Annotated in this window: 20 protein-coding genes; 14 read left to right on the forward strand and 6 right to left on the reverse strand. The window is 71.2% G+C overall.

Translation table 11 applies throughout. The features are described from left to right. Window positions 1–77: 77 nt before the first annotated feature. Genes hpaE through ASD93_RS01740 form a run of 3 tightly spaced genes read right to left on the reverse strand, consistent with a single transcriptional unit; the run spans window position 78 to window position 3,905 of the window. Window positions 78–1,601, reverse strand: a complete 1,524-nt coding sequence (gene hpaE, locus ASD93_RS01730; protein WP_056117977.1) for a 5-carboxymethyl-2-hydroxymuconate semialdehyde dehydrogenase — start codon at window positions 1,599–1,601, stop codon at window positions 78–80. A gap of 25 nt (window positions 1,602–1,626) precedes the next feature. Further along, window positions 1,627–2,316 (reverse strand): GntR family transcriptional regulator, encoded by a 690-nt coding sequence (locus tag ASD93_RS01735; RefSeq protein WP_056117978.1) that lies wholly within the window; start codon window positions 2,314–2,316, stop codon window positions 1,627–1,629. Continuing rightward, window positions 2,313–3,905 carry a fumarylacetoacetate hydrolase family protein gene (locus ASD93_RS01740; protein ID WP_200950565.1) on the reverse strand — a complete coding sequence of 531 codons (1,593 nt, stop codon included), beginning with the start codon at window positions 3,903–3,905 and terminating at the stop codon, window positions 2,313–2,315. Before ASD93_RS01740 ends, ASD93_RS01735 begins: the two co-directional genes overlap by 4 nt. A 124-nt stretch (window positions 3,906–4,029) precedes the next feature. Between ASD93_RS01740 and ASD93_RS01745 the strand changes: the two genes are divergently transcribed. Then, a complete protein-coding gene (locus ASD93_RS01745; RefSeq protein WP_056117982.1) occupies window positions 4,030–5,412 on the forward strand; it encodes an MFS transporter in 1,383 nt (460 codons plus the stop codon). A 103-nt stretch (window positions 5,413–5,515) separates the two neighbouring features. Here the strand turns inward: ASD93_RS01745 and ASD93_RS01750 are convergent, their stop codons facing one another. Further along, the gene (locus ASD93_RS01750) at window positions 5,516–6,136 is read right to left on the reverse strand and encodes a TetR/AcrR family transcriptional regulator (RefSeq protein ID WP_056117984.1); all 621 of its coding nucleotides are present in this window, start codon (window positions 6,134–6,136) and stop codon (window positions 5,516–5,518) included. A gap of 201 nt (window positions 6,137–6,337) precedes the next feature. Here ASD93_RS01750 and ASD93_RS01755 point away from each other — a divergent pair, with 201 nt between their 5' ends. The 10 genes from ASD93_RS01755 to ASD93_RS01800 all read left to right on the forward strand — a co-directional run bounded on the left by ASD93_RS01755 (window position 6,338) and on the right by ASD93_RS01800 (window position 15,142). Next, complete coding sequence (locus tag ASD93_RS01755; protein WP_157536836.1) at window positions 6,338–7,075, forward strand: enoyl-CoA hydratase/isomerase family protein; 738 nt, start codon at window positions 6,338–6,340, stop codon at window positions 7,073–7,075. Next, window positions 7,072–7,932: a 3-hydroxyacyl-CoA dehydrogenase family protein gene (locus tag ASD93_RS01760; protein ID WP_056117986.1), complete on the forward strand. Its 861-nt coding sequence runs from the start codon at window positions 7,072–7,074 to the stop codon at window positions 7,930–7,932. Before ASD93_RS01755 ends, ASD93_RS01760 begins: the two co-directional genes overlap by 4 nt. Continuing rightward, entirely contained in the window at window positions 7,917–10,001 is a 2,085-nt protein-coding gene (gene paaZ / locus ASD93_RS01765) for a phenylacetic acid degradation bifunctional protein PaaZ (RefSeq protein WP_056117988.1), read from the forward strand. Before ASD93_RS01760 ends, paaZ begins: the two co-directional genes overlap by 16 nt. Beyond that, complete coding sequence (gene paaI / locus ASD93_RS01770) at window positions 9,998–10,405, forward strand: hydroxyphenylacetyl-CoA thioesterase PaaI (protein WP_321163610.1); 408 nt, start codon at window positions 9,998–10,000, stop codon at window positions 10,403–10,405. The genes paaZ and paaI overlap by 4 nt, the downstream gene beginning before the upstream one ends. A gap of 114 nt (window positions 10,406–10,519) precedes the next feature. After that, complete coding sequence (gene paaA / locus ASD93_RS01775; RefSeq protein ID WP_056117989.1) at window positions 10,520–11,476, forward strand: 1,2-phenylacetyl-CoA epoxidase subunit PaaA; 957 nt, start codon at window positions 10,520–10,522, stop codon at window positions 11,474–11,476. Then, entirely contained in the window at window positions 11,476–11,781 is a 306-nt protein-coding gene (gene paaB, locus ASD93_RS01780) for a 1,2-phenylacetyl-CoA epoxidase subunit PaaB (RefSeq protein WP_056119062.1), read from the forward strand. Before paaA ends, paaB begins: the two co-directional genes overlap by 1 nt. Then, the gene (paaC, locus tag ASD93_RS01785; protein WP_082569104.1) at window positions 11,778–12,677 is read left to right on the forward strand and encodes a 1,2-phenylacetyl-CoA epoxidase subunit PaaC; all 900 of its coding nucleotides are present in this window, start codon (window positions 11,778–11,780) and stop codon (window positions 12,675–12,677) included. The genes paaB and paaC overlap by 4 nt, the downstream gene beginning before the upstream one ends. Window positions 12,678–12,682: 5 nt before the next feature. After that, window positions 12,683–13,177: a 1,2-phenylacetyl-CoA epoxidase subunit PaaD gene (gene paaD / locus ASD93_RS01790; RefSeq protein WP_056119069.1), complete on the forward strand. Its 495-nt coding sequence runs from the start codon at window positions 12,683–12,685 to the stop codon at window positions 13,175–13,177. After that, the gene (paaE, locus tag ASD93_RS01795) at window positions 13,177–14,370 is read left to right on the forward strand and encodes a 1,2-phenylacetyl-CoA epoxidase subunit PaaE (RefSeq protein ID WP_082569105.1); all 1,194 of its coding nucleotides are present in this window, start codon (window positions 13,177–13,179) and stop codon (window positions 14,368–14,370) included. The genes paaD and paaE overlap by 1 nt, the downstream gene beginning before the upstream one ends. A gap of 10 nt (window positions 14,371–14,380) precedes the next feature. Beyond that, a complete protein-coding gene (locus ASD93_RS01800) occupies window positions 14,381–15,142 on the forward strand; it encodes an enoyl-CoA hydratase/isomerase family protein (RefSeq protein WP_056117991.1) in 762 nt (253 codons plus the stop codon). A 40-nt stretch (window positions 15,143–15,182) separates the two neighbouring features. Here ASD93_RS01800 and ASD93_RS01805 read toward each other — a convergent pair whose 3' ends face one another. Further along, window positions 15,183–16,835, reverse strand: a complete 1,653-nt coding sequence (locus tag ASD93_RS01805) for a thiamine pyrophosphate-binding protein (protein ID WP_056117992.1) — start codon at window positions 16,833–16,835, stop codon at window positions 15,183–15,185. Window positions 16,836–16,982: 147 nt separating this feature from the next. Here ASD93_RS01805 and ASD93_RS01810 point away from each other — a divergent pair, with 147 nt between their 5' ends. Next, on the forward strand, window positions 16,983–17,282 hold the full coding sequence (locus ASD93_RS01810) for a hypothetical protein (protein ID WP_056117994.1): 300 nt from the start codon (window positions 16,983–16,985) through the stop codon (window positions 17,280–17,282). A gap of 108 nt (window positions 17,283–17,390) precedes the next feature. Here the strand turns inward: ASD93_RS01810 and ASD93_RS01815 are convergent, their stop codons facing one another. Next, window positions 17,391–18,107 (reverse strand): IclR family transcriptional regulator, encoded by a 717-nt coding sequence (locus tag ASD93_RS01815; protein ID WP_056117996.1) that lies wholly within the window; start codon window positions 18,105–18,107, stop codon window positions 17,391–17,393. A gap of 159 nt (window positions 18,108–18,266) precedes the next feature. On the opposite strand from ASD93_RS01815, the gene ASD93_RS01820 reads away from it, so the two are divergent. Beyond that, window positions 18,267–20,162 (forward strand): FAD-dependent monooxygenase, encoded by a 1,896-nt coding sequence (locus tag ASD93_RS01820; RefSeq protein ID WP_056117999.1) that lies wholly within the window; start codon window positions 18,267–18,269, stop codon window positions 20,160–20,162. Window positions 20,163–20,298: 136 nt separating this feature from the next. After that, a complete protein-coding gene (locus tag ASD93_RS01825) occupies window positions 20,299–21,771 on the forward strand; it encodes an NAD-dependent succinate-semialdehyde dehydrogenase (protein ID WP_056118001.1) in 1,473 nt (490 codons plus the stop codon). Window positions 21,772–21,828: the final 57 nt, after the last annotated feature.

The raw sequence follows: 21,828 nt of genomic DNA on the forward strand, positions 1-21,828 counted from the left end.
CGTTCCTCGAGTCGCCAAGACACGCCGGTTGGCCGTTCGGTGAGCGGCGTGTCTTGGCGACTCGACATGGGTGGAGGTCAGTGGGATGCGGCGGGCTTGCCGAAGGTGGGGTTGTGGGCGGGGCCGAGCGTGATGTGCACGGCCTGCTGGTCGGTGTAGAAGTCGATCGAGCGGTAGCCGCCCTCGTGGCCGAGGCCGGAGGCCTTCACGCCGCCGAACGGGGTGCGGAGGTCACGCACGTTGTTCGAGTTCAGCCACACCATGCCGGCCTCGATCGCCTGCGAGAAGTTGTGCGCGCGCTTGAGGTCGCTCGTCCACAGGTAGGCGGCGAGGCCGTACTTGGTGTTGTTCGCCAGGGCGAGCGCCTCTTCGTCGGTGTCGAAGGGCGTGATCGCCACGACCGGGCCGAAGATCTCCTCCTGGAAGATGCGGGCGTCGGGGGAGACGTCGGCGAACACCGTCGGGGCGACGTAGTTGCCCGTCGGGAGGCCCTCGGGCCGTCCGCCGCCGGCGACCAGGCGAGCCTCGGTCTTGCCGATCTCGATGTACGACATCACCTTGTCGTAGTGCTCGGGGTGCACGAGCGCGCCGACCTCGGTGGCCGGGTCCTGCGGGTCGCCGACGATCACACGCGACGCCTGCGCCGCGTAGCGCCGCACGAACTCGTCGTAGATCGGACGCTCCACGAGGATGCGGGAGCCGGCGGTGCAGCGCTCGCCGTTGAGCGAGAACACCCCGAAGATGGTCGCGTCGATCGCGGCCTCGAGATCGGCGTCGGCGAACACGATCGCCGGGGACTTGCCGCCGAGCTCCATGGACAGCCCCTTGAGGAACGGTGCGGCGTTTCCGAAGATCAGCTGCCCCGTCGAGCTCTCACCGGTGAAGGAGATGAGCGGGACGTCCGGATGCTTCACCAGGGCGTCGCCCGCATCCTCGCCGAGTCCGTTCACCAGGTTGAAGACACCCTGCGGGAGCCCCGCCTCCTCGAAGATCCCGGCCCACAGCGACGCCGACAGCGGCGTGAACTCGGCCGGCTTGAGCACGACGGTGTTGCCGGTGGCGAGCGCGGGCCCGAGCTTCCACGACTCGAGCATGAACGGCGTGTTCCAGGGTGTGATGAGGCCGGCGACGCCGATCGGCTTTCGGTTGACGTAGTTCAGCTGCCGGCCGGGCACCTTGAAGGCGTCATCGGTCTGGGCGACGATCAGGTCGGCGAAGAACCGGAAGTTCTCGGCCGCGCGGCGGGCCTGACCCAGCGCCTGGGTGATCGGGAGGCCGGAGTCGAAGGACTCCAGCTCGGCCAGGCGCTTGTCGCGCGACTCGACGATGTCGGCGACGCGGTGGAGGATCCGGGAGCGGTCGCGGGGCAGCATCCGCGGCCATGGCCCCTCCGTGAACGCTCGGCGCGCCGCGGCGACGGCCCGGTCGATGTCGGCCTTCTTGCCGGCCGCGGCCTGCAGGTAGGTCTCGTTCGTCACCGGATCGAGCACGTCGAACGTGTCACCGTCGACCGAGTCGACGAACTCCCCGTCGATGTAGTGGCGGATGTGATCGGGCAGATCGGCAGGCACGTGGCGCGTCTGCGTCGAGGTGTCGGTCATGGCGGTGATGCTCCTTCGCGGAAGGTCAGAACGCGGGGAGGCCCAGGGCCTCGTCGGGGTGTTCGTGGATCATGTAGGCGTCGAGGGTGGCCGAGCGGTGGCGGCGGGCGGCCTTCTCGATCTCGCCCAGCGGGGCGGAGTTCTCGATCAGCTGGAGGATGTTCTCGTGCTCGCGCACGGACTCCTGCGCGCGGCCGGGAACGAAGCTGAAGGTCGAGTCGCGCAGATGGCCGAGGCGCGCCCACTCGGAGCGCACGAGGTCGAGCATGCGGGGATTGGCGCACTTCTCGTACAGGGCCGCGTGGAACTCCTGGTTGAGGGAGGTGAACGCCCGCGGGTCGAAGTGCTCGAGCGTCTCGATCATCAGCTCGTTGATGCGCCGGGCGTTGCGGACATCGTCGGCGGTGAGCCGCCGCGCCGCCAGCGCCGTCGCGGTGCCCTCCAGGATCGACAGCGCCTGCATGCTGTACCGGTACTGCGAGTCATCGACCATCGAGACCCGCGCGCCGACGTTCCGCTCGAACGTGACGAGTCCCTCTGCCTCGAGCTGGCGGATCGCCTCGCGCACCGGCACGACGCTCATGTCGAGTTCTCCGGCGAGGGTGCTGAGCACGAGCCGGTAACCGGGTGTGAACTCCTGGTTCGCGATGCGCTCCTTGACCCACCGATACGCCTGCTGCGATTTGCTGAGGGTCTCGGCCGCGAGCGGGATCATCGGCTTCCTCCGTGCTCGGCCTCGAAGCGCGCGCGCCATTCGCCGTTCATCGGGAACAGCCCGTCGATCGGATGCCCCTCCGCGACCCGCTGCGCGATCCAGGCATCCTCCTCCTCCTGTGCAAGGGCCGCGTCGGCGACCTCCTCGGCGAGGGCCGGAGGGATGACGATCACGCCGTCGGCATCGCCGACGATGACGTCCCCGGGCTGGACGGTCGTGCCGCCGCATCCGATCGTCACGTCGTGGTCCCAGGGGACGTGCTTGCGCCCGAGCACCGCGGGGTGGGCGCCGGCGGTGTACACCGGGATGCCGACGGCCGTCACGGCGTCGGCGTCGCGCACGCCTCCGTCCGTGACGATGCCGGCCGCGCCGCGCGCGTGCGCGCGGAGGGCGAGGATGTCGCCGAGCGTTCCGGAGCCGGTCTCGCCGCGCGCCTCGATGACGATGACTTCGCCGTCGCCGACCGCGTCGAACGCGCGCTTCTGCGCGTTGTAGCCGCCGCCGTGGCTCTGGAAGAGGTCCTCCCGCAGCGGCACGAACCGCAGCGTGCGGGCAGTGCCGACGAGCTTCGCGCCGGGGTGGAGGGGGTGCACGCCGTCGATCGTGACGTTGTCGAGTCCGCGCCTGCGCAGCTGCGCCGAGAGCCCGGCGACCGGCACGGCCGCGAGCTTCGCCCGCAGCTCCGGGCTGAGTCGCGGCCCCGACGCGCTGCCGGAGTCAGGCGATGCGCCCGGATCAGGTGAGTCGGTGCCGGATCGTCCTGACTGCGGCGAATCGCCTGACTCGGGCGAGACGGGCTCGGCCGGGAGGCGTGCCGCCTCGCGGGAGCCCCAGGCCTCGGTGCGCTGCAGGTCGTCGACGGCGGGGAGCGATCCGAGCGACGGGTCGAAAGAGATGCCGCCCTGCACCACGGTCGTCACGAGGCGGCCGGAGGTCGGCCCGCCGGGCACATCGACCTCGACCTCGACGACATCGCCCGGGGCGGCGACGGACGAGCCCGCGGGAGTGCCGGTGAGGATGACATCGCCGGTCTCGAGGGTGAAGTGCTGCGACAGGTCGGCGACGAGCTGCGCGAAGGGGAAGATCATCCCGGCCGAGGAGTCGTCCTGCACGATCTCGCCGTTGCGCCAGGTGCGCACGCGCAGGTTCGAGGGATCGACCGAGCGTGCGTCGAGAAGAGCCGGGCCGATCGGCGTGTAGCCGTCGCCGCCTTTGGAGCGCACGTTCGAGCCCTTGTCGTTCGCGCGCAGGTCGTAGAGGCCGAAGTCGTTCGCCGCGGTCACCCAGCCGACGTGGCTCCACGCCTCGGCGGGCGAGACGCGTCGAGCGGGGGAGCCGATCACGAGGGCGATCTCGCCCTCATAGGCGAGCAGCTCGGTGCCGGCGGGGCGCTCGATGGTCGCGCCGCTGGGGGCGAGCGAGCTGGAGGGCTTGAAGAAGTACGACGGATGCTGCGGCCGACGTCCGCGCTGATCGGCACGCGACGCGAAGCTGAGGTGGATCGCGATCACCTTGCCGGGGCGCCCGGGAAGGGCGGCGAACCGGGGATCGGAGCCGGGGGATGCGGCATCCGTCGTCGTGTCGTCCATCATGAGCGTCCTCACTCTTGCGTCGTATCCGAAATCGTATATGATCGTCGCACATCCGGCAACAACCCCTCGCGCGCATCGCCGGTGACGAAGTCGTCAACCCCCAGACACAGGAGTCACGCACATGAGCAGTCCGCAGTCAGACGTGGGTTTCACGCCCACCGGAACCATCGCGAGCCCCGTCGATCGGCGCCGCGTCGTCTTCGCCACCGTCGTCGGAACCACCGTCGAGTGGTACGACTTCTTCATCTACGCGACCGCCGCGGCGCTCGTGTTCACCCAGCTGTTCTTCGCCCCGCTGGGCGCCAACAGCCTGATCGTGTCGTTCGCCACGGTCGGCGTGAGCTTCCTGTTCCGTCCGCTGGGCGCGTTCCTCGCCGGCCACTTCGGCGACAAGTACGGCCGCAAGGTGGTGCTCATGTGGACGCTGATCCTCATGGGCGCCGCAACCGCGCTCATCGGCGTCCTGCCGACCTACGAGGCGATCGGCGTCTGGGCCCCGATCCTGCTGGTGCTGCTGCGCATCCTGCAGGGCCTGTCCGCGGGCGGCGAATGGGGCGGCGCCGTGCTGATGGCGGTCGAGCACGCCCCCAAGACCCGTCGCGGCGCGTTCGGCGCCTCCCCGCAGATCGGCGTGCCGCTGGGCCTGCTGCTCGCGTCCGGCGTCATGGCGGTCATGGCGATGATCGCCCCCGGCGACGCGTTCCTCGAATGGGGCTGGCGCATCCCGTTCCTCTTCAGCGTGGTGCTGATCCTGGTCGGCTGGTACGTCCGCCGCCGCGTCGAGGAGAGCCCGGTCTTCACGGAGCTCGCTGAGCGCAAGGAGCAGACGCAGATGCCGATCGTGCAGCTCTTCCGCAAGCACGCGCTGCTCGTCCTCATCGCCGCGCTCGTGTTCGCCGGCAACAACGCGGTCGGGTACATGACCACCGGCGGCTACATCCAGAACTACTCGACGAACCCCGAGGGCCCGATCGGGCTCGAGCGCGGACCGGTGCTCTGGGCCGTCGCCGGCTCCGCCGTGATGTGGCTGCTGTCCACCCTGGCGGCCGGATTCGTGTCCGACCGCATCGGGCGCCGCTCCACGTACATCATCGGATGGATCCTGCAGCTCGCCGGCGTCTTCCTGCTCTTCCCGCTGGTCAACACGGGGGAGATCGGCCTGCTGTTCCTGGGTCTCGTGATCCTCACGATCGGGCTCGGCTTCACCTACGGCCCGCAGGCGGCGCTGTACTCGGAGCTGTTCCCGGCATCCATCCGCTTCTCGGGCGTCTCGATCTCGTACGCCATCGGCGCGATCCTGGGCGGTGCGTTCGCCCCGATGATCGCGACGTGGCTGGTGGCCGAGACCGGCACGACGATGTCGGTCACGTGGTACCTCGCCGGCATGACGCTGATCGGCCTCTTCGCGACGCTGCTGCTGCGCGATCGCACCGGCATCCCGCTGGGTCCCGATCACGAGGCCGAGCAGGAGGTCAGCCCCATCCGGGGCCTCTCCCGGGCCTGACCCCGCGCAGGATTCAGCTGTACGAAACCGACTCTCGGCGCTCTGCCGGGGGTCGGTTTCGTGCCGTCGAACCGCGTTGGGGGGAGGGAGCGGATGCTGCGGCTCAGCGCGTGCGCATGCCGTCGAGCGCGACCGCCACGACGTCGTGGGCGAGGCGCTCGGCGTCGACCGGACCGCCGGGCCGGTACCACTCGACGATCGAGTTGACCATGCCGAACACGAGGCGTGTGGCGACCGCCCCGTCGAGGTCGTCCCGCACGAGACCTTCGTGCTGCGCCTCCTCGACGAGCGCGGTCACGCGATGGTCGAACGATCGGCGGCGCTCGAGCGCTGCCCGCTCGACCGCGCTGTTCCCGCGCACACGCAGAAGCAGGGTCACGTAGGGCAGGCGCTCCACGAGCACGCCGACCGCGCCGTGCAGCACCGCCGCGAGACGCTCGGATGCCGGGCCCCGGCGTGCATCGGGGAGCTCGAGCACGCCCTCGAGGCCGCTGAGCGCCTCGTCGAGCGCGAGTGCGAGCAGCTGCTCCTTCGAATCGAAGTGGTGGTACAGCGCCGACTTGGTCAGCCCGAGGCGTGCCGCGACATCCGCCACCGATGTCGCGTCGTAGCCCTGCTCGATGAACAGGGCGACCGCGATCGCGAGCACCTGCGCGCGGTCGTACCCGGGGCGCCCGCGGCGCGGTGCGGCGGCGTCGGTGGGTTCGGCGGTGGTGGCGGACATGCGTCCCAGTGTCGCACTCGGCTTCCGGCGCGTGCACAACGTCGGCGATCCGGCCCGGTCGATCCGTCCCTGGCGGGTTGACGGGCGGGCCGCGCCGGGTGTGCCGACGCTGTGCACGTGCGCGCGATGCGAGGACTATTACTGAACGATCGGTTAGGTAATATGGAGGCGGCCGCGACGGAGCGGATCGAGAGGATGCCGATGACTGACTCGCTGCACGTGGAGAGCCGTGATGATCGCGTCGTCGCGACGCTCGCCCGCCCCGATGTGCGCAACGCGATCGACCAAGACATGGTCGACCGCCTGCACGAGCTGTGCGCCGAGCTCGAGGCGAACCCGCGCACGCTCATCCTCATCGGATCCGGAGGCGTCTTCGCCTCGGGGGCCGACATCGCGCAGCTGCGGGAGCGCCGCGCCGCCGATGCGCGCCGCGGCATCAACACACACGCGTTCGAGCGGGTGCGCGCGCTCCCGATGCCGGTGATCGCCGCAGTGGACGGCTACGCCCTCGGCGGCGGAGCCGAGCTCGCCTACGCGGCTGACCTGCGCATCGGCACGCCCCGCGTGAAGATCGGGAATCCCGAGACCGGGCTCGGCATCATCGCGGCCGCCGGTGCCACCTGGCGCCTGCCGCAGATCGTCGGCGAAGCCCGCGCGGCGGAGCTCCTGCTGACGGGACGCATCCTCGACGCCGATGAAGCGGTCGCCTGGGGTCTGCTCTCCTCGCTGCACGAGCCCGACGGCCTCCTCGCCGCCGCGCACGTCCTCGTCGATCGCATCGCCGCGAACGACCCGCTCGCAACGCAGCACACCAAGCGCGCGCTCGCCGCGCCGGCCGCCGCGCATCCCGGCATCGAGCTCGAACTGCAGGCCGAGCTCTTCGAGAGCCCCGAGAAGGACCGCCGCATGACCGCCTTCCTCGAACGGCGCGCCCGATGACCGGCGCCGGCGTTCCGTCCCGGGTCGGCGTGCTCGGCGGCGGCCGGATGGGCGCGGGCATCGCTCACGCCTTCGTCCTCGCCGGTGCCGAGGTCGTCGTCGTCGAACGCGACGACGACGCGGCGGGCGCGGCATCCGCTCGCCTCCGTGCCAGCCTCGAGAAGGCGGTGGAGCGCGGATCCACCGGCCGCACCGTCGACGAGCTCGCGCAGGCGTTCGTCATCGCGACGGATGCCGCGGCGTTCGCCGGATGCGCGCTGGTGATCGAGGCCGTCCCCGAGGATCGCGAGCTCAAGCTCGAGGGACTGCGGCGGGTCGAGTCCGTCGCCATCGACGCGGCTCTCGCGACCAACACGTCCTCGATCTCGATCGACGACCTCGCCGCGGGGCTCGCCCGGCCCGAGCGCTTCCTCGGGCTCCACTTCTTCAATCCGGTGCCGCCGTCGACCCTCGTGGAGGTCGTGATCGGCTCGGCGACCGACCCGTCGCTCGTCGACGATGCGCGGGACTGGGTGGCCGCGCTCGGCAAGACGGCCGTCGTCGTGCGCGACGCGCCCGGCTTCGCGTCCAGCCGCCTGGGCGTCGCGCTCGCGCTCGAGGCGATCCGCATGGTCGAGGAGGGCGTCTCCTCGCCCGCCGACATCGACGCCGCGATGGAGCTCGGGTACCGGCATCCCACCGGTCCGCTGCGCACGACCGACATCGTCGGTCTCGACGTGCGGCTGGGCATCGCCGAGGAGCTTCACGCGAAGCTGGGCGACCGTTTCGCGCCGCCCGAGCTGCTGCGGCGCATGGTCGCCGAGGGGCGCCTCGGGCGAAAGAGCGGCGCCGGATTCTACGAATGGAGCGACCAGTGACCGATCTCCTCCCCAGCTACCTCCGCGGCCAGTGGTGGACGCCCACGGATGCGTCCACCGGCGCCGTGGTGCGCGATGCGTCGACCGGCGAGACGGTGTGCCGCGTGAGCACGGCGGGCGTCGACCTCGAGGGCGCCCTCGAGCACGCCCGCACGGTGGGGCAGGCGAGCCTCGGCGCGCTGACCTTCCATCAGCGCGCCGTGCTGCTCAAGCAGTTCGCCCAGGCGCTGACCGAGCGCAAGCAGGAGCTCTACGACCTGTCCAAGAGCGCCGGTTCGACGGAGCGCGACTCGCTCAACGACGTGGACGGCGGCATCGGCGTGCTGTTCACCTACTCGTCGAAGGGGCGGCGCGAGCTGCCGAACGGCCGCGTCTACCTCGACGGGCCGGTCGAGGTGCTGTCGAAGGACGGGTCGTTCCTGGGGCGGCATGTCTACACGCGCCTTCCGGGCGTCGCCGTGCAGATCAACGCCTTCAACTTCCCGATGTGGGGCGCGCTCGAGAAGTTCGCCCCGGCCTTCCTCGCCGGTGTGCCGAGCCTCGTGAAGCCGGCCACCCCGACCGCCTACGTGGCCGAGGCATGGGTGCGCATCCTCGTCGAGACCGGCCTGCTCCCCGACGGATCGCTGCAGCTCGTGAGCGGCAGCGTGCCGGGACTGTTCGACCACCTCCGGCTCGGCGACATCGTCGGATTCACCGGCAGCGCCTCGACGGCCGACAGCCTGCGCTCGCACGCGTCGGTGCAGACCGGCGGTGTGCGCTTCACGAATGAGACCGACTCGATCAATGCCTCGGTGCTCGGCCCCGACGCCGTGCCAGGCACGCCGGAGTTCGACGCCTACGTGCGGCAGCTCCTCGTCGAGATGACGACCAAGGCGGGGCAGAAGTGCACCGCGATCCGGCGCGCGATCGTGCCGGCCGGGCAGGTCGACGCCCTCGTCGAGGCGCTGCGCGCGAAGATCGCGGAGCGCGTCGTGCTCGGCGACCCCCACGCCGCCTCGGTGACGATGGGTCCGCTCGTCTCGCTCGCGCAGCGCGACGAGGTGCTGCGCAGTGTCGCCGAACTCGAAGCCGAAGGCGGCAGGCTGCTGCTGGGATCGACCGCGGCGCCGGCCGTCGTGCGCGCCGACGGCACGACGAGTGTCGCCGAGCAGGGCGCGTTCGTCGAGCCGATCCTGATCGGGTTCACGGATGCCGCAGCCCCGGCCGTGCATCGCGTCGAGGCGTTCGGGCCGGTCGCCAGCGTGCTGCCGTACGACACCGTCGAGGAGGCGGCCGACCTCGTGAGCCTCGGCGGCGGATCGCTCGTGACGAGCGTCGCGACCAACGATCCCGCCGTAGCCGCGACCCTGCTCTCGCGCACCGCGGCGTACAACGGCCGCATCCTCTTCCTCGACCGCGACGACGCCCGCACGTCGACCGGCCACGGCGCCCCGGTGCCCCACCTGGTGCACGGCGGACCGGGAAGGGCGGGCGGCGGCGAGGAGCTCGGCGGCATCCGCGCGGTCCTCCACCACATGCAGCGCACGGCCGTCCAGGGCTCGCCCGAGATGCTGACCGCCCTCACCGGCGTGTGGCACCAGGGCGCGGCATCCCGCACCGGCCGCCACCCGTTCCGCAAGTCGCTCGCCGAGCTCGCGATCGGCGACCAGATCGTCTCGGAGTCGCGCCGGGTGACGCTCGAGGACATCGAGACCTTCGCGAACTTCACGGGCGACCTGTTCTACGCGCACATGGACGAGGAGGCGGCGGCCGCCAACCCCTTCTTCCCGGGCCGCGTCGCCCACGGCTACCTGCTCGTGTCGTGGGCGGCCGGGCTGTTCGTCGACCCGGACCCCGGCCCCGTGCTCGCGAACTCCGGCCTCGAGAACCTCCGCTTCGTCACGCCGGTGTCGCCGGGCGATGACATCCGTGTCGTGCTCACGGCGAAGCAGATCACTCCGCGCGAGACCGACGCGTACGGCGAGGTGCGCTGGGACGCGGTCATCCGCAACCAGGACGACGAGCTCGTGGCCACGTACGACGTGCTGACCCTGGTGGCCAAGGAGCCCGTCGAGGTCGCGCCGTGACGACCTCGCCGCGTCCGATGATGCAGCGCGACCGCGCGTCGGCGGCGCTGGGGATGGTCGTCGAGCGCGACGAGCCGGGGGAGTCCGTCGTCTCCATGCGCGTGCGCGAGGACATGACCAACGGCTTCGCGATCACCCACGGCGGCATGGTGTTCGCGCTCGCCGACACGGCGTTCGCGATCGCGTGCAACGAGGACGACGACGTCACGGTCGCCGCGGGCGCCGACATCGCGTTCCTCAAGGCGACCGGTGCGGGCCAGACCCTGACCGCCCATGCCCGCCGGCGCGCGCTGGCGGGACGCACCGGGCTGTACGACGTGACGGTGACCGACGAGACCGGCGACGTGGTCGCGGAGTTCCGCGGCCGGTCGTTCACGACGCACCGCTCGCATCCGGCCGACTGACAGGGGCCGGGCTGCGGCCGCCGGCCCCGCGTAGTAGACTTACTGAACGAACGGTCTGTAATTGAGGAGTCGACGATGACTGCACCCGCCCTTCGACAGGCTCAGGAACCGGTCATGGCAGCCTCCGACGAGGCCGCCGAGCAGGCGCGGTTCGACGACCTCATCGCCGCCGAGCAGCGCATCGAGCCGCGCGACTGGATGCCCGAGGCCTACCGCCGGACGCTCATCCGGCAGATCTCGCAGCACGCGCACTCCGAGATCATCGGCATGCAGCCCGAGGGGAACTGGATCACGCGGGCGCCGAGCCTCAAGCGCAAGGCGATCCTCATGGCCAAGGTGCAGGACGAGGCCGGCCACGGCCTCTACCTCTACTCCGCCGCGCAGACCCTCGGCATCACGCGGGACGAGATGACGCAGCAGCTCATCGACGGCAAGGCGCGGTATTCGTCGATCTTCAACTATCCGACGCCCACGTGGGCCGACATGGGCGCGATCGGCTGGCTCGTCGACGGCGCCGCGATCTGCAACCAGGTGCCGCTGTGCCGCGCCTCCTACGGTCCGTACGGCCGCGCGATGGTGCGCATCTGCAAGGAGGAGTCCTTCCACCAGCGGCAGGGCTTCGAGATCCTGCTGTCGCTCATGCAGGGCACGCCCGCACAGCGGGAGATGGCGCAGGATTCCGTGAACCGCTGGTACTGGCCGAGCCTGATGATGTTCGGCCCGCCCGATGACCAGTCCCCGAACTCCGCGCAGTCGACCGCGTGGAAGATCAAGCGGTTCTCCAACGACGAGCTGCGCCAGCGATTCATCGGGATGCTCGTTCCACAGGCCGAGGTGCTGGGCGTGACGCTGCCCGACCCCGAGCTGCGGTGGATCGAGGACGAGAAGCGCTGGCACACGAGCGAGATCGACTGGACCGAGTTCCACGAGGTGCTGCGCGGACGCGGTCCGATGAACGGCGAGCGACTGCGCAACCGGCGCACCGCGCACGAGGACGGCGCGTGGGTGCGGGAGGCCGCAGCCGAGTACGCGCGCAAGCAGGCCGCGCGTGCGGAAGGACAGGTGGCATGATGACGACCCCCGGAGCCTCGGCCCGCGAGACGTGGCCGCTGTGGGAGGTGTTCGTGCGCGCGAGCCGCGGTCTCAGTCACGTGCACGCCGGCTCGCTCCACGCGCCCGACGCCGAGTTCGCCCTGCGCAACGCGCGAGACCTCTACACGCGCCGCGGCGAGGGGACGAGCGTGTGGGTGGTGCCCGCCGACGCCATCACCACGAGCGATCCCGATTCGAAGGGTGCCTTCTTCGAGAGCCCCGCGGGCAAGAACTACCGCCACGCCGTGTACTACACGGCCTCCGAGGGAGTGCCGCACCTGTGAGTACGACCGACCTGTCACGTTCGGGGCGCGATTCGTCCGTTGGGGCGGACATCGCGCGCCCCGACGGCCCGGATGCGCCCCAAACCCCGCACGGGAACGTCACCGTCGCCGAGACCGAGCTCTCGGCCGAACTCGCCGGCGTGGGCGGGACGGCTGCCTCCGCCGACGTCGCCGAATACGCGCTCTGGCTCGGCGACGACGCCCTGATCCTGTCGCAGCAGCTCGGCGCCTGGATCGCCCGCGCGCCCGAGCTCGAGGAGGACGTCGCCCTCGGAAACATCGCCCTCGACCTCCTCGGCCACGCCCGTTCGCTCCTGCACTACGCGGGCACGGCGGACGGCCGGACCGAGGACGACCTGGCGTACTGGCGCGACGAGCCCGAGTTCCGCAGCGCATGGCTGTTCGAGCAGCCCAACGGCGACTTCGCCCAGACCATCGCCCGCCAGCTGGCGGCATCCGTCTACCAGTTCGAGCTGTACACCTCGCTGCAGCACTCGTCCGACGAGACGCTGGCCGCGATCGCCGCGAAGTCCGTGAAAGAGGTCGAGTATCACCGCGATCACGCCGTGCAGTGGACGCTGCGGCTCGCGGGCGGCACGGCGGAGTCGCGTGGGCGGATGCTGCGCGCCGTCGCCGACGTGTGGCCCTACGTCGACGAGCTCTTCCGCGACGAGCCGTTGATCGACCGGCTCGACGGCGTCGCCGTGCGCCCGTCGACGCTGCGCGACCCGTTCGACGCGGTCATCGACGTGGTCTTCGCCGAGGCCGGCATCGAGAGGCCCGCCGGCTTCACCTCGTCCGGTGGCGGGCGTCGCGGATCGCACTTCTCGACGCTCGGCTACCTGCTCGCCGAGATGCAGGTGCTGGCGCGACAGCATCCGGGGGCGACGTGGTGACCGCGGTGACCGAGCGCACGACCTCCGCGACCGAGCGCGCGCGCCGCGTGGCCGCGGCAGTGGTCGATCCCGAAGTGCCGGTCCTCACGATCGAGGACCTCGGGGTGCTGCGGGACGTGTCCGTCGAGGCGGGACGGGTGACCGTGACCATCACGCCCACCTACTCCGGCTGCCCGGCCGTCGACGCCATCCGCGACGACCTCCTGCTCGCGCTCACCGAGGCGGGGTTCGCCGAGGTCGCGGTGCGCGTCACGCTCGCGCCCGCGTGGACGACCGACTGGATGAGCGAGGCGGGCAAGGAGAAGCTGCGCGCGTACGGCATCGCTCCGCCGACCGGACGCGCGGCGGTCGGCCCGATCCGCGTCGCGCTCGCCGTCAAGTGCCCGCGGTGCGGGTCGCTCGACACGAAGGAGCTGGCCAGGTTCGGCTCGACGTCGTGCAAGGCGCTCTACGAGTGCCGCGCGTGCCTCGAGCCCTTCGACCACTTCAAGGTGCACTGATGACGGCCGAGCACGACCTCGCCGAGGCCGCGCGCGTCGCCGACGCCCTCCTGGCCAGCGCCGTCGGTGGTCCCTCCGCCGCGGGCCGTCGGCGCACCCGGTTCCACACCCTGCGGGTGGCCGAGGTCAGGCCGCTCACGGATGCCGCGATCGAGGTGACCTTCGAGATCCCGGCGGATCTCCACGACGATTTCGGCTACCTCGCCGGCCAGCACGTCGCGCTGCGCACCCACCTCGACGGCCACGAGGTGCGCCGCTCGTACTCGCTGTGCCGTCCTCCCGGCGCCGACCCCGCGACGGGGACGGGGACGATCAGCGTCGCCATCAAGCGCGATCAGGGGGGCCGCTTCTCGACGTGGGCGCAGACCGAGCTGCGACCCGGCGACGAACTCGACGTCATGAGCCCGCAGGGCACCTTCACGTCCTCGCTCGCGGAACTCGACGGCATGCACGTCGCCGGCATCGCCGCCGGGTCGGGCATCACCCCGCTGATGGCGCTCGCGGCCACCGTGCTCGCGCGGTCGGAGACCTCCCGCTTCACCCTCGTCTACACGAATCGCTCCACGACGGACGTGATGTTCCTCGAGGAGCTCGCCGACCTCAAGGACCGCTACCCGTCGCGCCTGGCGCTGCACCACGTGCTCTCGCGCGAGCAGCGCGCCGCTCCGCTGCTGTCGGGGCGCATCGACGAGGAGCGCCTGCGACGCATCCTCGACGCTCTCGTGCTCCCCGACACGGTCGACGAGTGGTTCCTGTGCGGGCCGTTCGAGCTCGTGCAGCTGTGCCGCGACACCCTGGCCGACATCGGCGTCGATCCCGCGCACGTGCGCTACGAGCTGTTCACGACCGGTGAGGCCGGTCGTGTCGAAGCGCCGTCCGGCCGGGCGGTGCAGGTGAGGGCAGATGAGCCCGTGCACCGCATCGAGGTCACCCTCGACGGTCAGTCGGCGAGCGTGGAGAGCCCGGTCGCCGCGCACGAGTCGATTCTCAACGCGGCGCTGCGCGTGCGGCCGGACGCCCCGTTCGCGTGCGCCGGCGGCGTGTGCGGAACCTGCCGCGCCCGGCTCGTGGAGGGGTCGGTCACCATGACCGAGAACTACGCGCTCGAACCGGACGAGCTCGAGCGCGGCTACATCCTGACCTGCCAATCGCACCCCACGACCGACCGCGTCGTGGTCGACTACGACGTGTGAGGACCCGCTCATGATCCAGCTGCACATCGCTGACGGCGTCGCCGAGGTCGTGCTCGACGCCCCTGAGAAGCTCAACGCGCTGTCCCTGCGGGCGCTGGGGGAGATGGATGCCGCGTACCGCACCGCCGAGGACGCCGGCGTGCGGGCGCTCGTGCTCCGCGGCGAGGGTCGCGCGTTCTGTGCGGGCCGCGACATCGCCGGTGTGGATCCGCTGACCGACGACGTCCCGCAGTACCTCGCAGGCGTCGAGACTCTGATGCGGCGCATCGCCGAGTTCCCCGCTCCCACCTTCGCGGCCGTGCACGGCGCGTGCCTCGGCGTCGGCCTCGGTCTCGCGATCGCCACCGACGTCGTCTACGTCGCCGGCGACGCCAAGATCGGGTCGCCGTTCGCGAGTCTCGGAGCGATGCTCGACTCGGGTGGCCACGCGCTCCTCTACGAGCGGCTCGGCGCCCACCGCGCGCTCGACCTGATCTACACCGGCGAGCTGATGTCGGGTGCCGAGGCGGTGGCTGCGGGGCTGTTCAGCCGGGCGATGGCCGTCGAGGACCTCTTCGATTTCACCGACGAGCGCGCCGCGGTGGCGGCATCCGGTCCGACCGCTGCGTTCGTCGCGTCGAAGCGCCTCATCGCCCGCCTGCGGGGCGAGCGGCTGTGGGATGCTCTCGCCGAAGAGGCGCGGGGCCAGGAGTCGCTGCGCACCACCGCCGACTACCGCGAGGGTTTCCAGGCGTTCCAGCAGAAGCGAAAGCCCGACTTCACGGGCGAGTGACCCCGCCGCCCCACGCCCCCCGCACCGACTCGGCGGCTCCTCAGGAGTTCACGCGAATGATCTCCTCCTGGTACGGTGCCACGACGGCCCCCGAGATGCGGCAGTCGAGCAGCAGGAACGGGCGGGATGCCGCATCCTGCGCCGCCCACGCGGCCAAGCGATCGAGGTCGGCCATCGACCGGACGACGACGCCCTCGGCCCCGACGCCGGCGGCGAGCGCGGCGAAGTCGACCTCGGGGATGCGCATCGGATCCTCCGCGAGACCCTTGAGTCCGTACAGGTGCACTTCGGCGCCGTAGGCGGCGTCGTTCCAGACGACGGCGATCCCGCGGCCCCCGGCCACGCGCACGGCCGTCTCGAGATCGGCGAGCGCCATCAGGCCTCCGCCGTCGCCGGTCGTCAGCACGACGGTCGCGTCGGGCTGTGCGAGGGCGGCCCCCGCGACCGACGGGAATCCGAGCCCGATCGACTGGAAGGCGGTGCCGATCATCATCATCCGATCGGGGGAGGCGACGGGCCAGTACATGTTCGCCCAGCCGATGAAGTGCCCGCCGTCCGACACGACCACGCGATCGTCGGGGAGGAGTTCGCCGATGCGCGCGGCGACCGAGCGCGGGTCGAGGCGTCCGTCGGGCGCGAGCCCCTCGCCGGGGTCGTACGCGCGCGCCGCGGCGACGTCCGCGGTTTCGCGCCACCCACTGGGCGCAGCGCCCTGTGCCCGGACGGCGGCGAGCACCTCGCGAGCGACCACCGCGGCATCGCCGCGCACGTACCCTCCCACGTGCGGGTGGGTGGCTGCCGGCGCGACGTCCACCTGGAACACCTTCGTCCCCGGCGCGAAAAGGTCGCCGAAGCGCATCGTGAACTGGTTCAGCGATGCCCCGAACACGACGGCGACGTCGGCGGCGCGCACCAGTTCCATCGCGCCCTCCGCGCCGAAGCCGCCGGTGACGCCCAGGTCGTACTCGGCTCGCGGGAACACCCCCCGCCCGAGCGCCGTCGAGGCCGTCAGCGCGCCGACCGCGTCGGCGACCTGGCCGAGTGCTTCGCCCGCGCCCGAGATCCACGCACCGCGACCCGCGAGCAGGAACGGGCGCTGCGCCGCCGACAGTGCGGCGGCAAGGTCGTCGATCGCGCCGCGCGCGAAGGGGCCGGCGGGGGAGAGCGGCGCGGGGAGGCGGGGGGCGGGCGCCTCGGGCAGCGGCCCGGCGTCGCGTGATGCGACGTCGTAGGGGATCGCCAGCACCGTCGGCACCCGGTAGGTGAGGGCGTGCTCGATCGCGATGACCGTCGTGGCGGCGGCATCCGCTCGTCCGACCGTGTAGGTGCGCGCGCCGACCGCCGACGCGAGGGCGATCTGGTCGACATCCCACGGGCGCGGGCCCGAGGTGGGCTCGTCGCCGACGACGAGGACGAGCGGCACGTGCGCCTGCACCGCCTCGGCGAGCGCGGTCAGGGTGTTCGTGAAGCCGGCGCCGTAGGTCGCTGTGGCCGCCGCCAGGCGCCCCGAGGCGCGGTGGTAGGCGTCGGCGGCGACGACGCCGCCCGCCTCGTGGCGCACCGCCGTGAAGGCGGCGCCGGTCGAGCGCTCGAGGGCGTCGAGGAAGTAGGCGTTGCCGTTGCCCATGACCCCGAACACGTGGTCGATGTGACGGGCGAGGGTGAGCGCGACGTGCGCGGAGACGGTCGGCATGAGGGGACTCCTGCGAGACGATGAACGGATCGGGGCCGTATGTGTCTCGCGCGTCTGCGCTGCGTGCCCATTTTTCGAGCACCGGCGGGCTCGTCCCCGCCGGACGACACGAGTATGCCATACCGCCCGGGAGGGCAGGATGGAGGCATGAGGACCATTCAGCTGCGCCGGTACACGCTCGTCGAGGGGGAGTACGAGGCCTTCGTCGACTGGTGGGAGGAGTGGATGCCGCACGTGCGTCCGGCCGCCGGGTTCGCGATCGAGTTCGCGTACGGGATCCCCGAGACGAACGAGTTCATCTGGGCGGTCAGCGCCGAGGGCGACGAGGCGGCGTTCCTCGCGCTCGAGGAGGAGTACATGGCCTCCGACGGGCGCGCCGCCGCGTTCGCTGGTGTGCCGCAGCGGGTTGCCGCGATGCTCATGACGTTCGCGACGTCGTACGCCTGACCCCGCCATCACGAGCTCCGTTTGTGCGGGCGAATGCACGCCTGAGCGGGCCGTCTTCCGTGCTATTGCCCGCACAAACGGAACCGGAGGGGCACCGGACGGCCGAGCTCAGTCGCCGAGCGCCGCGCGGATGACCGCTGCCGAGCGCGCCAGTCGTGCCGCGATCTCGGCCGGCTCGTGGCGACTCGCGAGATAGACCACCGCGATCGCGGCGGGTCCGCGGCCGCGCAGCTCGAGCGGCACCGCGATCGCCCGCAGGCTGGGGATGACCTCGTCGTGGCTCTCGAACCAGCCGCGGGAGGAGGCATCCGACACCTCTTCGCGCAGGCCCGCATCGGCGTCCGCCGGCCAGGACGCGCCGGGAACGAGCGAGAGGATCGCCTTGCCGGGCGCTCCGCGGGTGACCGGATGCCGCGTTCCCGGCCGCTGTGCGACCGAGGCGACGGCGTGCCGGGGCTCGACGCTCGCGAGGGTCACGCACTCGTCATGGTCGAGCACGCTGAGGAAGCAGGTCATTCCGAACTCGTTCGCGACATCGGTGAGCTCGGGCAGGGCCTCGGCCTGGAGGTCGTGAGCGACGCCCGCCGCGAGGGCGGCCATCCGCGGGCCGAGGGCGACGCGTCCGGTGCCGTCGCGCGCGACGAGCCCGTGATCCTCGAGGGTGCGCAGCAGTCGGTAGGCGACGGAGCGGTGCACGTCGAGGCGCCGCGCGAGGTCGTCGATCGAGAGGGGCTCGCGCGCGTCGGCGAGGACTTCGAGGATCCGGATGCCGCGGCTCAGCGTCTGCGACGCCGGCTGCTCTTGCCGAGAACGCACCTGTGTCATGAAATCGGACCCTTTCGGGGACAGAAGCGCGTTCTCGGCAAGGGGAGGCCTGGCGGAGGGAGGGCGCTTCGTATACGATCTGTTCAATAGTAGAACATCGCGTTCGAATATAGAACACGATGGAATCTACCGCAACGATGACGTCGCACGAGGAGTCGCATGCAGTTCCACCACTACGGCTATGTCTCGGGCGAGCCGCGCATCCAAGACGCCGCCGGCACCGGCATCGACCGCCCGACCGAGCTTCCCGACGAGATGGACGTGCTCATCGTCGGCTCGGGTCCCGCCGGCATGCTCCTGGCCGCTCAGCTCGCGCAGTTCCCCGACGTCACCACGCGCATCGTCGAGCGCCGCGACGGCCGGCTCGTGCTCGGGCAGGCGGACGGCATCCAGCCCCGCAGTGTCGAGACCTTCCAGGCCTTCGGCTTCGCCGAGCGCATCGTCGCCGAGGCCTACAACATCGCCTACATGAACTTCTGGGGCCCCGATCCCGAGAATCCGCGCGACATCGTGCGCACCGCCCGCACCGAGGACTACGCGTTCAAGATCAGCGAGTTCCCCCATCTCATCGTCAACCAGGCGCGCGTGCTCGACTACTTCGCCGAGGCGGCCGCGCACGGTCCCGGGCGCATCGTGCCCGATTACGGCATCGAGTTCGTCGGTCTCACCGTGCACGACGCGGGGGAGTATCCGGTCGAGGTCCGGCTGCGGCACACCGCGGGCGAGCGCGCCGGCGAGGAGCGGACGGTGCGCGCGAAGTACGTCGCCGGATGCGACGGTGCGCGCAGCGGCGTGCGCGAGGCGATCGGGCGCACGCACGTCGGCGATTTCGCTGCGCACGCGTGGGGCGTCATGGACGTGCTCGTGAACACCGACTTCCCCGACTGGCGCACCAAGTGCGCGATCAACTCGACGGCGGGCAACATCCTCCACATCCCCCGCGAGGGCGGCTACCTCAGCCGCATGTACATCGACCTCGGAGAGGTCGCGGAGGACGACGACCACCGGGTGCGTCAGACGCCGATCGAGGAGATCATCCGCCGCGCCAACGAGATCCTGCATCCCTACACGATCGACGTGAAGCAGGTCGCGTGGCACAGCGTGTACGAGGTCGGCCACCGCGTGACCGACCGCTTCGACGACGGCGACGACGGCCGGCCGCCGCACGTCTTCCTCACCGGCGACGCGTGTCACACGCACAGCGCCAAGGCCGGGCAGGGCATGAACGTCTCCATGCAGGACGGCTTCAACCTCGGCTGGAAGCTCGGCCACGTGCTCACCGGCCTCGCGCCCGCGTCGCTGCTCGAGACCTACTCGGCGGAGCGCCAGCCGGTCGCGCAGCAGCTCATCGACTTCGACCGCGAGTGGTCGTCCCTCATGGCGCGCAAGCCCGAGGAGATCTCCGACCCGCAGGAGCTCGCGACCTTCTACCTCGGCACCGCCGAGTTCCCCTCCGGGTTCATGACGCAGTACGGCCCGTCGATGGTCGTGACGGATGCTGCGCACCAGGCCCTCGCGGCGGGCTTCCCCCTCGGCAAGCGCTTCAAGTCCGTCGAGGTCGTGCGGGTGTGCGACGGCAATGTCGTGCACCTCGGACACCATGCGAAGGCCGATGGGCGCTGGCGTGTGTACGCCTTCGCCGACGCTGCACCTGCGGGGGAGGACTCCGCGCTCGCGGCCTGGGCGGACTGGGCGTCCTCGCAGGCTTCGCCGTTCGCGCGCCACACGCCCCCGGGTGCCGACGTCGACGCCGTGTTCGACGTCAAGGCGATCTACCAGCAGCGGTTCGAGGACGTCGACCTCACGGCCGTGCCCGACGCCTTCCTCCCGCGCACCGGCCCGCTCGGGCTCATCGACTGGGAGAAGGTCTACGCCGCCGCGCCGAGCGCGTGGAGCACCGACGACATCTTCCGCGAGCGCGAGCTGTCCCGCGACGGCGTCGTGGTCGTGGTGCGTCCCGACCAGTACGTCGCGGCCGTCCTGCCGCTGACCGCGACCGACGAGCTGAGCGCCTTCTTCGCGGGGGCGCTGACCGACCGGAGCGCCGCGGGCTGAACCTGTCCAGCGGGGTGAACCGAGCCCTGTACGTGTACGTCGTGTATATCGGCCGACCGGCCGGCACGGGGCAGAATTGCCCCGGAAGTCATCGAACTGGGATGCCGCAGCATCCGGAACCGACGAGGGAGTCCCCGTGACCGAGAACCGTGAGACCGAGCTCCTGGCGTCTGTGCCCGACGGGCTGTTCATCGGCGGCCAGTGGCGCGCGGCCGCGGAGGGGCGGACGCTGAAGGTCTACGACCCGGCGACGGGTGCCGTGGTGAAGGAGATCGCGGACGCGTCGCCCGAGGACGGCAAGGCCGCCCTCGATGCGGCCGTCGACGCGTTCCCGGCGTGGGCGGCGACCCCGGCACGGGAGCGGGCGGAGATCCTGCGCCGTGCCTTCGACCTGCTGCAGGAGCGCAAGGAGGACTTCGCGCTCCTCATGACGATCGAGATGGGCAAGCCGCTGGCCGAGGCGCGCGGCGAGGTCGGCTACGGCGGTGAGTTCCTGCGCTGGTTCAGCGAGGAGACCGCCCGCGTGCAGGGCCGCTACGGCGCGAACCCCGAGGGCACCGGTCGCATGATCGTGTCGCAGCATCCGGTGGGCCCGTGCTTCCTCATCACGCCGTGGAACTTCCCGCTGGCGATGGCGACCCGCAAGATCGCGCCGGCGCTCGCCGCGGGCTGCACGGTCGTGATCAAGCCGGCAGAGCTGACCCCTCTGACCACGCTCGCCTTCGCGAAGCTGCTCGAGGACGCCGGACTCCCGAAGGGTGTCGTCAACGTCTTCACGACGTCCACGTCGGGCAAGGTGTCCGAGCCGATCATCCGCGACCCGCGGCTGCGGAAGCTGTCGTTCACGGGCTCGACCGGCGTCGGCCAGCGGCTGCTCGAGCAGTCCGCGCAGGGGGTGCTGCGCACGTCGATGGAGCTCGGCGGCAACGCCCCGTTCGTGGTGTTCGAGGACGCCGACCTCGACAAGGCCGTCGACGGCGCGATGCTCGCGAAGTTCCGCAACATCGGCCAGGCCTGCACGGCGGCGAACCGCTTCATCGTGCAGCGGTCGGTGGCGGACGAGTTCGCGCGCCGGGTGACCGAGCGGGTGCAGGGCATGAAGATCGGCCGCGGCACCGAGGACGGCGTCGCCATCGGCCCCCTCATCAACCAGGACGCCGTCGACAAGGCCGCCTCGCTCGTGGCCGACGCCGTCTCACGCGGCGCGCAGGTGCGCACCGGCGGCAACGAGATCGACGGGGCGGGCACGTTCTACGAGCCGACCGTCGTCACCGACGTGCAGCCGGGGAGCGACATCCTCCGCGAGGAGATCTTCGGACCGGTGCTCGCGATCGTGCCGTTCGACACCGAGGACGAGGCGGTGGCGATCGCCAACGACACCGAGTACGGCCTGGTCTCGTACGTCTTCACCGAGTCCCTCACCCGCGGCCAGCGCATGATCGAGCGCCTCGAGACGGGGATGATGGGCCTCAACGTCGGCGTGGTCTCCAATGCCGCCGCCCCGTTCGGCGGCTGGAAGATGTCGGGCCTCGGCCGCGAGGGCGGCGCCGAGGGCATCCACGAGTACCTCCAGACCAAGTACACCCTCACGGCCAACCCGTTCGCTTGACCCGCTCCGTCCGGTTCCTCAGCCGACGAGTCGCCAAGACACGCCGCTTCGCGCGCC

The sequence above is a fragment of the Microbacterium sp. Root180 genome (assembly GCF_001428485.1).
GTDB lineage: Bacteria > Actinomycetota > Actinomycetes > Actinomycetales > Microbacteriaceae > Microbacterium.